This is a genomic window from Pseudoxanthomonas spadix BD-a59 (genome assembly GCF_000233915.3).
Taxonomy (GTDB): Bacteria; Pseudomonadota; Gammaproteobacteria; order Xanthomonadales; family Xanthomonadaceae; genus Pseudoxanthomonas_A; species Pseudoxanthomonas_A spadix.
In genome coordinates, this window is record NC_016147.2 from 3,265,732 (window position 1) to 3,278,007 (window position 12,276).

12 protein-coding genes and 1 pseudogene are annotated in these 12,276 nt (G+C 68.7%); 6 read left to right on the forward strand and 7 right to left on the reverse strand.

Translation table 11 applies throughout. The features are described 5' to 3' along the window. Nucleotides 1-11: 11 nt before the first annotated feature. Entirely contained in the window at nt 12-1,316 is a 1,305-nt protein-coding gene (gene aceA / locus DSC_RS14750) for an isocitrate lyase (protein WP_014162002.1), read from the reverse strand. 197 nt (nt 1,317-1,513) lie between these two features. Next, entirely contained in the window at nt 1,514-3,160 is a 1,647-nt protein-coding gene (gene aceB / locus DSC_RS14755) for a malate synthase A (protein ID WP_014162003.1), read from the reverse strand. 115 nt (nt 3,161-3,275) lie between these two features. On the opposite strand from aceB, the gene DSC_RS14760 reads away from it, so the two are divergent. Then, entirely contained in the window at nt 3,276-4,238 is a 963-nt protein-coding gene (locus DSC_RS14760; RefSeq protein WP_014162004.1) for a LysR family transcriptional regulator, read from the forward strand. Between the two features lie 18 nt (nt 4,239-4,256). On the opposite strand, the gene rsgA is transcribed toward DSC_RS14760, so the two are convergent. Further along, on the reverse strand, nt 4,257-5,357 hold the full coding sequence (rsgA, locus tag DSC_RS14765; RefSeq protein WP_014162005.1) for a ribosome small subunit-dependent GTPase A: 1,101 nt from the start codon (nt 5,355-5,357) through the stop codon (nt 4,257-4,259). Between the two features lie 149 nt (nt 5,358-5,506). Between rsgA and DSC_RS14770 the strand changes: the two genes are divergently transcribed. The 3 genes from DSC_RS14770 to DSC_RS14780 are packed head-to-tail and all read left to right on the forward strand — an operon-like array spanning nt 5,507 to nt 8,131. Further along, nucleotides 5,507-6,787 (forward strand): pyridoxal phosphate-dependent aminotransferase, encoded by a 1,281-nt coding sequence (locus DSC_RS14770; protein ID WP_043290754.1) that lies wholly within the window; start codon nt 5,507-5,509, stop codon nt 6,785-6,787. 3 nt (nt 6,788-6,790) lie between these two features. Further along, nucleotides 6,791-7,408, forward strand: coding sequence for an SGNH/GDSL hydrolase family protein (locus DSC_RS14775; protein ID WP_014162007.1), 618 nt, complete (start codon nt 6,791-6,793; stop codon nt 7,406-7,408). 51 nt (nt 7,409-7,459) lie between these two features. Then, nucleotides 7,460-8,131, forward strand: coding sequence for a methyltransferase domain-containing protein (locus tag DSC_RS14780; protein WP_014162008.1), 672 nt, complete (start codon nt 7,460-7,462; stop codon nt 8,129-8,131). Here DSC_RS14780 and DSC_RS16955 read toward each other — a convergent pair. Beyond that, nucleotides 8,128-8,277: a hypothetical protein gene (locus tag DSC_RS16955; RefSeq protein ID WP_158308249.1), complete on the reverse strand. Its 150-nt coding sequence runs from the start codon at nt 8,275-8,277 to the stop codon at nt 8,128-8,130. The two genes, DSC_RS14780 and DSC_RS16955, sit on opposite strands and share 4 nt — an antisense overlap. A gap of 173 nt (nt 8,278-8,450) precedes the next feature. Then, on the reverse strand, nt 8,451-9,233 hold the full coding sequence (locus tag DSC_RS14785; protein ID WP_425476596.1) for a polysaccharide deacetylase family protein: 783 nt from the start codon (nt 9,231-9,233) through the stop codon (nt 8,451-8,453). Nucleotides 9,234-9,282: 49 nt separating this feature from the next. Here DSC_RS14785 and grxD point away from each other — a divergent pair, with 49 nt between their 5' ends. Further along, the gene (gene grxD / locus DSC_RS14790; protein ID WP_014162011.1) at nt 9,283-10,212 is read left to right on the forward strand and encodes a Grx4 family monothiol glutaredoxin; all 930 of its coding nucleotides are present in this window, start codon (nt 9,283-9,285) and stop codon (nt 10,210-10,212) included. A gap of 288 nt (nt 10,213-10,500) precedes the next feature. On the opposite strand, the pseudogene DSC_RS17450 reads toward grxD, so the two are convergent. Both DSC_RS17450 and DSC_RS14800 read right to left on the reverse strand, forming a co-directional pair. Then, nucleotides 10,501-10,854 (reverse strand): annotated as a pseudogene (locus DSC_RS17450) (transposase); the annotation flags it as partial. Between the two features lie 29 nt (nt 10,855-10,883). Then, on the reverse strand, nt 10,884-11,438 hold the full coding sequence (locus DSC_RS14800) for a DUF924 family protein (RefSeq protein WP_014162013.1): 555 nt from the start codon (nt 11,436-11,438) through the stop codon (nt 10,884-10,886). Between the two features lie 409 nt (nt 11,439-11,847). On the opposite strand from DSC_RS14800, the gene DSC_RS14805 reads away from it, so the two are divergent. Further along, nucleotides 11,848-12,183, forward strand: a complete 336-nt coding sequence (locus DSC_RS14805) for a hypothetical protein (protein WP_014162015.1) — start codon at nt 11,848-11,850, stop codon at nt 12,181-12,183. Nucleotides 12,184-12,276 lie beyond the last annotated feature (93 nt).

Below are 12,276 nucleotides of genomic sequence, written 5' to 3' on the forward strand. Positions count from 1 at the left end.
CGCGCCCTGCTTCAGGCCGCCCGGGTGGTGAACTGTTCCTCTTCGGTCGAGCCGGTCAGGGCGGTGGTCGAGGACTGGTTCTGCTGGATCGCCTGGGTGACCGCATCGAAGTAGCCGGTGCCCACTTCGCGCTGGTGCTTGACCGCGGTGAAGCCCTTGGGTGCGGCGGCGAACTCGGCTTCCTGCAGCTCCACGAAGGCCTTCATCTGCTCGCGCGCATAACCATAGGCCAGGTTGAACATGGAGTAGTTCAGCGCATGGAAACCGGCCAGGGTGATGAACTGGAACTTGTAGCCGTAGCCTGCGATTTCCTTCTGGAACCTGGCGATGGTCGCCTCGTCCAGGTGCTTGCTCCAGTTGAAGCTGGGCGAGCAGTTGTAGGCCAGCAGCTTACCGGGGAACCTGGCATGGATCGCATCGGCAAAGGCCCTGGCAAACTCCAGGTCCGGCTTGCCAGTCTCGCACCAGATCAGGTCGGCATAGGGCGCGTAGGCCAGGCCGCGGCTGATCGCCTGGTCCAGGCCCTTGCGGGTCTTGTAGAAGCCTTCGACGGTGCGCTCGCCGGTGGTGAACGGCGCATCGTTGGGATCCACGTCGCTGGTCAGAAGGTCGGCGGCTTCGGCATCGGTGCGCGCGATCAGCAGGGTCGGCACGCCCATGACGTCGGCGGCCAGGCGCGCGGCGTTCAACTTCTCCACCGCCTCGCGGGTGGGCACCAGCACCTTGCCGCCCATGTGGCCGCACTTTTTCACCGAGGCCAGCTGGTCCTCGAAGTGCACCCCGGCCGCGCCGGCCTCGATCATCGCCTTCATCAGCTCGAAGGCATTGAGCACGCCGCCGAAACCGGCCTCGGCATCGGCCACGATCGGCTGCAGGAAGTCGATGCTGTCATCGCTGCATCCTGGTTCTCTTTCCGCATGCTGCAGCTGGTCGGCGCGCAGCAGGGTGTTGTTGATGCGCTTGACCACCGCCGGCACCGAGTCGGCCGGATACAGCGACTGGTCCGGATACATCTGCCCGGCCAGGTTGGCATCGGCGGCGACCTGCCAGCCGGACAGGTAGATCGCCTTCAGTCCGGCCTTGACCTGCTGCATGGCCTGGTTGCCGGTCAGCGCGCCCAGGGCGTTGACGAAGTCCTGGCTGTGCAGCGACGTCCACAGCTTCTGGGCACCGAGCCTGGCGAGGGAGTGCTCAACCGGGATGGTGCCGCGCAGGCGCACCACATCGGCGGCGGTGTAGTTGCGGGTGATGCCCTTCCAGCGCGGATCGGTGTCCCACTCCTTCTGGATCTGGTCGGCGGTGCGCAGCTTGCTCATGGTGGCGTCCTCGTGTGGCGCATGGGTGTTTGAAGGGTGCAGCGGCCCGTGGCCGCCTGGGGAAAGCGGTCTTGATCTTGTAGGTGTCGCTTTGTCGTCATTCCCGCGAAGGCGGGAATCCAGCGACTCTCGTTCGGACCACTAAGTCGTGATGGAAGACACTGGGTTCCCGCCTGCGCGGGAACGACGGAATTGGATCAGTCGATCAATGCGTACGCCGGCAGGGTGAGAAACTCGGCCAGCGTCTGGCTGCGCGAAAGTTCATCCAGCAGGGCGATGGCCTGGTCGACCTTGCTCGCCCCGGGCATGGCCGTGGTGTTGCCCAGCAGCGCAGGCAGCCGCGTGAGCGTGGCCTGCAGCAGTGCCTCGTCGATCGCGGTGCCGTCGTCCAGGTGCAGGCCCTCGGTGTGCAGCCATTGCCACAGCTGGGCGCGCGAGATTTCCGCGGTGGCCGCGTCTTCCATCAGCCAGTGAATGGGCACGCAGCCGTTGCCGTCCAGCCATGCCGCCAGATAGCGCACGCAGACCTCGACGTTGCCTTCAAATCCGGCGCGGCTGATCGTGCCCTGCGAGGGCCGGATCAGGTCGTCGCGGCTCACGTGCACATCGGCGCGGGTGACCGCGTGCTGGTTGGGCTGCGGCATGTGCTCGTCGAAGATCTGCATCGCCACCGGGATCAGCGCCGGGTGCGCGACCCAGGTGCCGTCGTGGCCGGCGCTCACCTCGCGCAGCTTGTCGGCGCGCACCCGGGCCATGGCCTGTTCGTTGGCGACCGGGTCGTCGTTGATCGGGATCTGCGCGGCCATGCCGCCCATCGCATGGGCGCCGCGCCGGTGGCAGGTCTGGATCAGCAGCTCCGAATAGGCCTTCAGGAACGGCTGGGTCATGGTGACCTGGCCGCGCTCGGGCAGCACCCGGTCCGGATGGGCGCGCAAGGTCTTGATGTAGGAAAAGATGTAGTCCCAGCGGCCGCAGTTCAGGCCGACGATGCGGCTGCGCAGCGCATGCAGGATCTCGTGCATCTCGAACACCGCCGGCAGCGTCTCGATCAGCACGGTCACCTTCATCTGCCCCTGCGCCAGGCCCAGCACCGCCTCGATATGCGACAGCGCCGACTCCCACAGCGCGGCCTCTTCCATCGACTGCAGTTTGGGCAGGTAGAAGTACGGGCCGCGATCCCTGGCCTGCAGCGTGCGCGCGTTGTGGAAGGCGAACACCGCCACGTCGAACAAGCCGGCGGCGATCGGCGCGCCATCGATGAGCACGTGCTTCTCGTCCAGGTGCCAGCCGCGCGGACGCACGATCAGCACGGCCTGTTGTTCATATGGCTTCAGCGTGTAGTGCTTGCCGGGCTTGCCGCCCGTGGCTGGCGCTGCGAACTGCAGGTCGCCGGCGACCGCGCCGATCAGCGCGCGCTGGCCGGTCAGCAGGTTGCTCCAGGTCGGCGAGGTCGAATCCTCGAAATCGGCCATGAACACCTTGGCGCCGGAGTTGAGCGCATTGATCACCATCTTCGGATCGGTCGGGCCGGTGATCTCCACCCGGCGGTCCAGCAATGCGGCCGGGATCGGTGCGACGGTCCAGTCGCCTTCGCGCACGGCGGCGGTGTCGGTGCGGAAGTCCGGCAGGGCGCCGCTGTCGAACTCGGCCTGGCGGAGCTGGCGCTGGGCCAGCCGCGCCTGGCGGCCCGGCTCGATGGCCCGGTGCAGGCTCACCAGCAGCGCCAGCAGGGCCGGCGGCAGCAGCGCGTCCTGGCCGGGGTCCTGGCGGGTCAGCGCCAGCCCCGGCGTGGCCCCGGCGATGGCCGGATCACGCGGTGGCAAGGCATGGGCAGGTGCGGACATGGCGGATTCCTGTCGTGTGGACTGGGCCGTCACCGTGCTCCCGGGAGTACTATTTGACAACTGAGTTTTATCAATCTGATGCATAAGAACAACTTATAGCTTTGGGAACAATCCTGTGACCGCCCCGCCAAGCCCGCGTTTTTCCTACAAATCCGACCGGCTCAAGCCGCTGCGCGCGTTCTGCCAGGTGGTGCGCCTGGGCTCGGTTTCGCGCGCGGCCGAGGCCCTGTTCGTCAGCCAGCCGGCCATCTCGCTGCAGCTGCAGGCGCTGGAGCGCGAATACGGCGCGCACCTGTTCGAGCGCAGCGGGCGGCGCCTGTCGCCCACCCGCGAAGGTCAGCTGCTGTTCGAGATGGCCCAGCCGCTGGTCGAGGGGGTGGACGGGCTGGCGGCAAGCTTCAAGGACAAGGTCAGCGGCCTGGATGCGGGCGAACTGAACGTCGCCGCCAACAGTTCGACCATCCTGTACCTGTTGCCGCGGATCGTGGACGCGTTCCGTCGCGCGCATCCGGACGTGCGCCTGACCCTGCACAACGCGATCAGCGCCGACGGCACCGACCTGCTGCGCGAGGACGCGGTGGATCTGGCGGTCGGCTCGATGCTCGATGTGCCGGCCGACCTGAGCTACGAGCCGGTATACCGCTTCGAGCCCATGCTGATCACCCCGCACGACCATCCTTTGGCCAGCAAATCCAGGGTCACCCTGGAAGACATTTCCCCCTACGGGCTGATCCTGCCGCCGCGCCGGCAGATCACCTATCGGCTGGTGGATCTGACCTTCCAGCAGGCGCGCGTGCCTTACACAGTGGCCCTGGAAGTGGGCGGCTGGGAGGTGATCAAGCAGTACGTGGCCATGGGCATGGGCCTGTCGATCGTCAGCTCGATCTGCCTGGGCGATGCCGACCGCGGCCGCCTGGCCGCGCGCTCGCTCAGTGCGTATTTCCCTTCGCGCAGTTACGGGGTGGTGGTGCGCAAGGGCAAATACCTGTCGCCGCAGGCACGGGCCTTCATCGCGCTGATCCGGCCGGACCTGTTCCATCCGCGCGACCATGACCAGCCGGGGCATTCGGAGCGCTGACAGACGCCAAGCGCAGTGTCAGCGCCGTCCCGGGCGGCCGGCCGGCCGCCGCCCCGGGCCCTTGCCGGCGTTCTCGGCCACGCGCCTGGCCAGCTTGGCCGCGGCGGCGGCCACCTCATCCTGCAGCTTCATGTAGTTGGCCAGGCGGGCGGGGTCGAGCTCGCCGGCTTGAATGGCCGCCTGCACCGCGCAGCCTGGTTCGCCCTGGTGGGCGCAGTCGCGGAAGCGGCACTGCGCGGTCAGCGCCTGGATGTCGGCGAAGCCGCCTTCGGCCAGGTCTTCCTCGCCGGTGGGCTTGAGCTCGCGCATGCCGGGCGTGTCGATCAGGCAGGCGCCGGACGGCAGCGGGATCAGCGCGCGATAGGTGGTGGTGTGGCGGCCGCGCGAATCGTTCTCGCGCACCGTGTTGGTCTTCATCTTCTGCACGCCCAGCAGCGTGTTGGTCAGCGTGGACTTGCCCGCACCGGAGGAGCCGACCAGGACCACGGTGCGACCGGGACCGAGCCAGCCGTGCAGCTGCGCCACGCTGGCAGGATCCTTGGCGTTGACCGTGCGCAGCGGGATGTCCTGCGCGGCCAGGTCGGCCAGCACCTCCAGCGCATCATCGGCGTACTCGGTCCGGTCGGCCTTGGTCAGCACCACCACCGGTTGCGGAGCCTCCGGTTGCCCGCCACCGCCGCCGACCAGCATCAGGTAGCGCTCGATCCGGCGCGGATTGAAGTCCGCATCCAGGCCGCAGACGATGAACACGGTATCGACGTTGGCCGCGATCACCTGCTGGTGGTAGTGCTCGCCGGCGGCGGCGCGCTTGATCGCGGTGTGCCGCGGCAGCAGGGCCACGATCCGCTTGCCCTCCTCCACCAGCACCCAGTCGCCCACCGCTGGACGCGCGTGGGCGGGAAACCGCGGCCGTTGCCATTCCGGCAGCGACTCCGGGCGCAGCGCATCCTCAGGCCCGCGCGCCACCACGTAACCGGAGCGGTGCTGCTCGCTGACCCGGGCCGGAACGGCCTGCGGATGGGCCGCGCACAGCGCCTGCCAGGCGGCATCCTCCGGCGCGCCGGGCCAGGGCCAGCCAATGGCCCGCAGGGCGGCGTAGTCGGGGGCTTGATCGGTCATGGCCGCGATTCTACGGGTCGCTACCGGGCGGACGGGTTTTCGGCCTGGCAAGCCGCGTGGGCGATGGTTTCCGCTGCAACGTCTGCACGAAAAGACAGGTCATCAGGCGTATGCTGGGGCGGTTTTTTCAACCCCTTTCCCGTGCCGCCATGTCCTCCGCTCCCAGCAAGCCGCTTGCCGTCCGTGAACGCCTCTCGGAAGTCCGCTACGAAATCCGCGGCGAGCTGGCCCGGCGAGCGCGCGAGCTGGAGGCCCAGGGCCGCAAGCTGATCAAGCTCAACATCGGCAACCCCGGCGCGTTCGGCTTCCGCGCGCCCGAGCACCTGCAGCGCGCGATCGCCGACGACATGGGCCGCACCGATCCCTACACCCACCAGCAGGGCCTGCCGGCCGCGCGCGAAGCGGTGGCCGCCTGGTACGCCGCGCGCAATACGCCCGATGCGCATCCGGACCGGGTGTTCATCGGCAACGGCGTGTCCGAACTGATCGACCTGTCGCTGCGCGCCCTGCTCAATCCCGGCGACGAAGTGCTGGTGCCTTCGCCCGACTACCCGCTGTGGTCGGCGGCGACCATCCTCAACGACGGCCGTCCGGTGTACTACCAGTGCAGCGCCAGCAACGGCTTCCTGCCAGATCCGTCGGAGATGGAAACCCTGGTCTCCAGCCGCACCCGCGCCATCGTCCTGATCAACCCGAACAATCCCACCGGCGCCACCTATCCGCGCGAACTGCTCAGGCGCATCGTGGCGATCGCGGCCAAGCATCGCCTGCTGCTGCTGGTCGATGAGATCTACGACCAGGTCCTGTACGACGGCGCCACCTTCGAGCCGCTCGCACCGCTGGCTGGCGAGGTGCCGTGCATCACCTTCTCCGGGCTGTCCAAGGTGCACCGGGCCTGCGGCTGGCGCGTGGGCTGGGCGCTGCTGTCCGGCAGCGCCGAGCTGATCACCCCGCTGCAGCACGCCATGGACCTGCTGGGCGCGCTGCGCCTGTGCGCCAACGTGCCCGGCCAGTACGCGGTGGAAGCCGCGCTCAACGGTCCTGACACCATCAGCGCCCTGTGCGCCGCCGACGGTCGCCTGTACGAAACCCGCCGCGCAGTGATCGAGGCCTGCGCCGCCAGCGAGCACCTGGCGCTGTGCGCCCCGGCCGGTGCGCTGTACGCCTTCCCGGCGGTGGTCGGCGATGCCGCCAGGGGCTTTGACGATTACCAGTTCGCACTGGAACTGATGGAAGACGAAGGCGTGCTGGTCGTGCCCGGCTCGAGCTTCAACGTGCCTTACCGCAACCACTTCCGGGTGACCCTGCTGCCCGACGCGGTGTCGATGCGCGAGGTGTTCGCCCGCATCGACCGCGCCCTGGCGCGCCGGGCCGAGGCCAACACCAAGGTCGTCTCGCTCAAGCCCAGGTCGCGCCCGGCCGCGGCCTGACCGGTGCACGGCGACGGCCTGCGCTACCTGGCGCTGGGCGATTCCTACACCATCGGCGAAGGCGTGCCGCAGGCCGGACGCTGGCCGGTGCAGCTGGTCCAGGCGCTGCGCGCCCAGGGCATCGCGCTGCAGTCGCCGCAAATCATCGCCACCACCGGCTGGACCAGCGAGGAACTGGCCGCCGGCATCGACGCGGCCGCGCCGGCTGGCGACTACGCGCTGGTCAGCCTGGGCATCGGCGTCAATGACCAGTATCGCGGGCGCAATGTCGATCAATATCGCGCGCAGTTCGCCGCGCTGCTGGAGCGGGCGATCGGGTTCGCCGGAAATCGCCCCGCGCGCGTGCTGGTGCTGTCGATCCCCGACTGGGGCCTGACCCCGTTCGCCATTGCCCAGCAGCGCGACGGCGCGGCCACTTCCGCGCAGATCGATGCCTTCAACGCCGCCGCGCGTGCGCTGTGCCAGGCACGCGGGGCGGCCTTCGTCGACATCACCCCGCTCAGCCGGGCCCATGGCCGTGAAGCCAACATGCTGGCCGGCGACGGCCTGCACCCGTCGCCGGCGATGTACGCGTTGTGGACCGCATTGGCGCTTCCTGCGGCACGCAATGCGCTAGCCTGAGCACTTCCCGCCGACCGCCGAAGGAACGAGGTGAGCGACGCCCCCCGACCCATGCCCGCGCAGCAGGCACTGGCCATCGCGCGCGCGTTCCTGCCCCGGCGGCCGTGGGGCAACCGCTACGACTACTACTACACCCGCGCCAAGCTGCGCACCGACCCGCTGTACCCGGGCGTGCTGGCCGCGCTGCGTGACACGCCCGGCCCGGTGCTGGACCTGGGGTGCGGCCTGGGCCTGCTGGCCCACGCGCTGCATGCCGATGGCCAGTCGCGCACCTATCACGGCGTGGACATCGACGCCGGCAAGATCCAGCGCGCCCGCCGGATCGCACGCCGCACCGGCCTGGCCGATGCGCATTTCGAAGTGCTCGACCTGGCCGCGCGCTGGCCCGAGCACGTCGGCAACATCGCCATCCTGGACGTGCTGCAGTACCTGCCCGACCACGTGCAGGGCGGCCTGCTGACCCACATGGCGCACATGCTCGCCCCCGGCGCCAGGCTGGTGATCCGCAGCGCGCTGGGCGATGACAGCGGCCGCGGCCGCACCACCAAGGTCACCGACCTGCTCGCGCACTTCGCCGGCTGGATGCAGGAAGCGCCCAAGCGCTATCCGACCCGCGAAACCCTGCAAGGCCATCTGGCCAACGCCGGCCTGACCACGACGTTCTCACCGCTGTACGGCAACACGCCGTTCAACAACTGGCTGATCGTGGCCGAGCGGTTCTAGGCCGGAGGCAGCGCGTAGGCGATCTTCCCGTCCTGGACGACGATCAGCCGCCGCGACTGGAGCTCCTTCAACAGCAGCGCGAGATCCTCATCGGAGAGCTGGCCTGTTGAAGCACAGAGCGGGTCGTTGGTCCGCATCCCTGCCATGACCGAGGACTAGCAGTCTGTCGGACTTTGGTCGGCCGGGCTGCGAATCCGCCTGTGCGGTCCATCTTTCCGCCGCTTCTTGGCCCATAGCACCACTATGGGCCGGCGAACCGTCGAAAATCTGACCTCGCACAGCCGAATTCTCGCCTCGACCACCAAAGCCCGACAGGCTGCTAGGAAAAGCCAGACTTTAAGCCGCGGCGCTCCATCGCCTCCAGCAGCCGGCGCAGGATCTGCACGTTGTGCCCATGCGCCGCGCCTTCGTGCAGCAGCACGATCGCGCCGGGTTTCAAGCCTGGTTCGATCCGCGCCAGCACCTGGTCGGGCGTGCAGCGCACGCCATCGAAGCCGCGCGCGCTCCAGGCCACGCGGGTCAGGCCGTGGCGGGCCAGCACCGGTGCGATGAAGGGATTGGTGTGGCCCACGACCGAGCGGAACCAGCGCGGCGCGGTCCCGGACAGTTCTTCCAGGGTGCGCTGGCTGGCGGCGATTTCCGCCTCCAGCGCGCCGGGCCCCAGCCGCCAGAACGCGGTTTGCGGGTGACTGTCGCTGTGGTTGCCGATACCGTGGCCGCGGCGCACGATCTCGCGCACCAGCGCCGGCCGCGCCCGCGCGCGCTCACCGACCAGGAAGAAGGTCGCCCGGGCGCCGTGGGCGTCCAGCAGCTCCAGGATCGGCATGGTGTCCTCGGAGGGGCCGTCATCGATGGTCAACCAGACCTGCGGCGCATCGCCCGGCAATCGCACCAGCGCCGGGCACAACAGCTGCGAGCGCGGATTGAACGTGGACCACAGCACCGCGCCGTGGCTCGCCGCCAACGCCGCCAGGCCGGGCTTGAAGCCGGCCAGCCACCACAGCGCGAGCACCCCCACTTGCGATAGCGCCAGCAGCCCCAACCTGAGCAGAGGCCTGCGCGGCACGTGATGCTGCATTGCGTGGCCTCTCATGCCGCCCATCATGCCACGCAGGTAAAATTTCCCATCCGCTTCCCTGTCGGTAACCGCCATGTCCCTCGACCCCGCCCTGCGTTCGCGCATCGATTCCCTGCTGCAATCCAACCGCGTGGTGCTGTTCATGAAGGGGCAGCCGAGCATGCCGCAGTGCGGCTTCTCGGCCAAGGCGGTCGGCGCGCTGTCCTCGCTGGGCGTGGACTACGCCCACGTCAACGTGCTGGCCGACCAGGAGCTGCGCGAAGGCATCAAGGCCTACGGCGACTGGCCGACCATCCCGCAGCTGTACATCGACGGCGAACTGGTCGGCGGCAGTGACATCATCGAGCAGCTGGCCAGCTCCGGTGAACTGGCCGCGGTGCTGGGCGTGGCCGCGCCGGACCGCACCCCGCCCTCGATCACCGTCACCCCGGCCGCGGCCGAGATGCTGCTCGATTCGCTGGAAGACGCCGGCCCGGGCGCGGCCCTGATCCTGGCCATCGATGCGCAATACCAGCCGGACTTCCAGCTGGGCCCGTTCGACAGCAAGGCCATCGCCGCCGAATCCAATGGCGTGCGCGTCCAGTTCGATCCGGCCAGCGCGCGCCGCGCCGAGGGGATCACGATCGACTGGGTGGACGACATCCGCGGCAGGGGCCTGGCCATCGACAACCCCAATGCGCCGCGCCCGGTCAACCAGATGCCGGTCACCGAGGCGGCCGCCAGGGTCGCATCCGGCGAGCTGCTGCTGGTGGACGTGCGCCCGGCCGAGGAGCGCGCCCTCGCCTCGGTCAACGTGCCGTTCAGGACCTTCGACGGCAGCGGCCGCGCCGTGCTGGAGGCGCTGCCCAAGGACACCCAGCTCGCGTTCCTGTGCCATGCCGGCGGGCGCAGTCAGCAGGCCGCCGAACAGTTCCGCGCGCTGGGCTTTGGCAACGTCCACAACGTGGTCGGCGGCATCGACGCCTGGTCCACCCAGGTCGACCCGAACGTCCCCCGCTACTGAGCGTGTGACCATGCCCGCAACCGGCCCGGATGCGCCTGGGCCTGGCGCCGGGGTCTAGGAGCCTGTCGGACTTTGGCCGGCCGGGCTGCAAATCCGGCTGTGCGGTCCATATTTCCGTCGCTTCTTGCCCCGTAGAACCACGATGGGGCGGCGAATCGCCAAAAATCTGTCCTCGCGCAGCCGAATTTTCGCCTCGACCGCCAAAGCCCGACAGACTCCTAGTGTAGTGTTCCATTCTGTTTGGAACTTAAGCGCTGATTGGCGCGGATCACCTTCTGCAGGATGTCGGATGGCGGCGATCAGTTCGGGCACGCTGGTGAACACCCCGCGGCGCAGCCGCTCGGTGGTGATGTCGCGGAAGAAGCGCTCAACCATGTTCAGCCACGACGCGGAGGTAGGCGTGAAGTGCATGGTGAAGCGCGGGTGCTTGGCCAGCCACTTCTGGACATTGGGATGCTTGTGGGTGTCCGCAGCCAGCAGCACCATGCGGGCGCGCTGCGCCAGCCTCACGCTCGTGCGCTTGGAGCGAACCAGTCTCGTCAACTCCGCTCGCTCCTCGTCGCTCAGCACAATCTCAGGGGCAACTCGCACTTGCACTCTCCACACTTCGTCCTCGTAGAGTGTTGGAACGATGGATTTCATATAAGTTCCATCAAGAATAGAACAGTACACTAGAAACCTCCGCCGGCGTCCAGCCAGGCCTGTTCATCCGGCGTGCTGGTGCGGCCCAGGGCGGCGTTGCGATGCGGGAAGCGGCCGAAGCGGGCGATTGCCTGATGATGGGCCACGGCGTATTCCAGCGCCTGCGCATCGCCCAGCGCCTGGAACAGGGCGAGCGATCGGGCCTGCTCGGTCAGGTCTTCGGCATGCTCGAACGGCAGGTAGAAGAACGGCCGCAGCAGCGGCTCGGTGGCCTGGTCGTGGGCACGTTCCAGCGCGCGCTTTGCACAGGCCAGGGCCAAGCCGTCGGTGGCAAAGGCATGGCCGCTGTCCCGAAAGCAATTGCGTGGAAACTGGTCCAGCAGCAACAACAGGGCCAGCGCGTCATCGGCCGTGTCCAGCCAATGGGCGTATTCGCCGCGCGCGGCGGCGCAATGATCCTGGAGGAAATGCTGGCCGAAGCGGGCGTCGAAGGCGTCATCGCGCGCGAACCAGCGCGCAGGCCCGGCCTGGCGCCAGAAGGCCAGCAGCTCCTGCTGGACGCTGCGGCCGGGCCTGATGGTCATGCAGGCACCGCCGGCATGGCCGTTGCATTGCGCTCGCTGCCAGCCCACCCCGGCGCGACAGCCAGGGCAGTGCCCTCCCGGCCGGCGGTGGCGATGAAGGCGCCTGGCAGGGCGCACATGGGCACGGCATGAGCCGGCAGGCGCATGGATCCTCCGGGGTTCAAAGTGTCTGCTCGCACCGGAGCATTGGCCGGTCGGTATGAACGGGCCGTGCAAAGGCCGGCTCGCAAGGCAGGCCGGCCATCCAGATATCGCCGGCGCAGCCCGGCCGACCAAAGTCCGACAGGCTGCTAGGCGCGCCGGGCGCGGGCGCTGCGGCAAGGCCGCACACCTTTTCGGGCATGAACACGGCCCGCTGACAGCATCCAGCCTAGCGTGGGCGCCTTCAAGCACCCGTGGAGGATCGCCCATGCCCCGTTACTACATCGCCCTGCCCGACCCGGACAAGGCCCGCGGACCGCAGGCCGAATACAGCTTCAACGCCAGCGGCGCCGAGGGCTTCGCCCAGCAGCTGCAGGATGCGCTGCGCACCGACTGGCTGTTCGCACGCTGGCGCGATGCCCAGGACGAGCCGGACGAGGTCGATCCGGCGCTGGGCGCGGTCGACCCGGCCGCGGTGGTGACCGGCCAGGTGGACGATCTGCACATCGATCTGGTGGCCCAGACCAGCATCCCCGGCGAGGTGCTCAAGCATCGCCTGCGCCTGCTGGCCGGCAGCGGCTGGCAGCTGCGCGACGTGCGCTGAGCCTGGAAGCGGCGGCAGAGCCTCCCGGCCGGGATTCGGCCTGGATGCTGCACGTGCTGCACCAGCGCGATGAGGCCGACGTCGTCGCGTTGA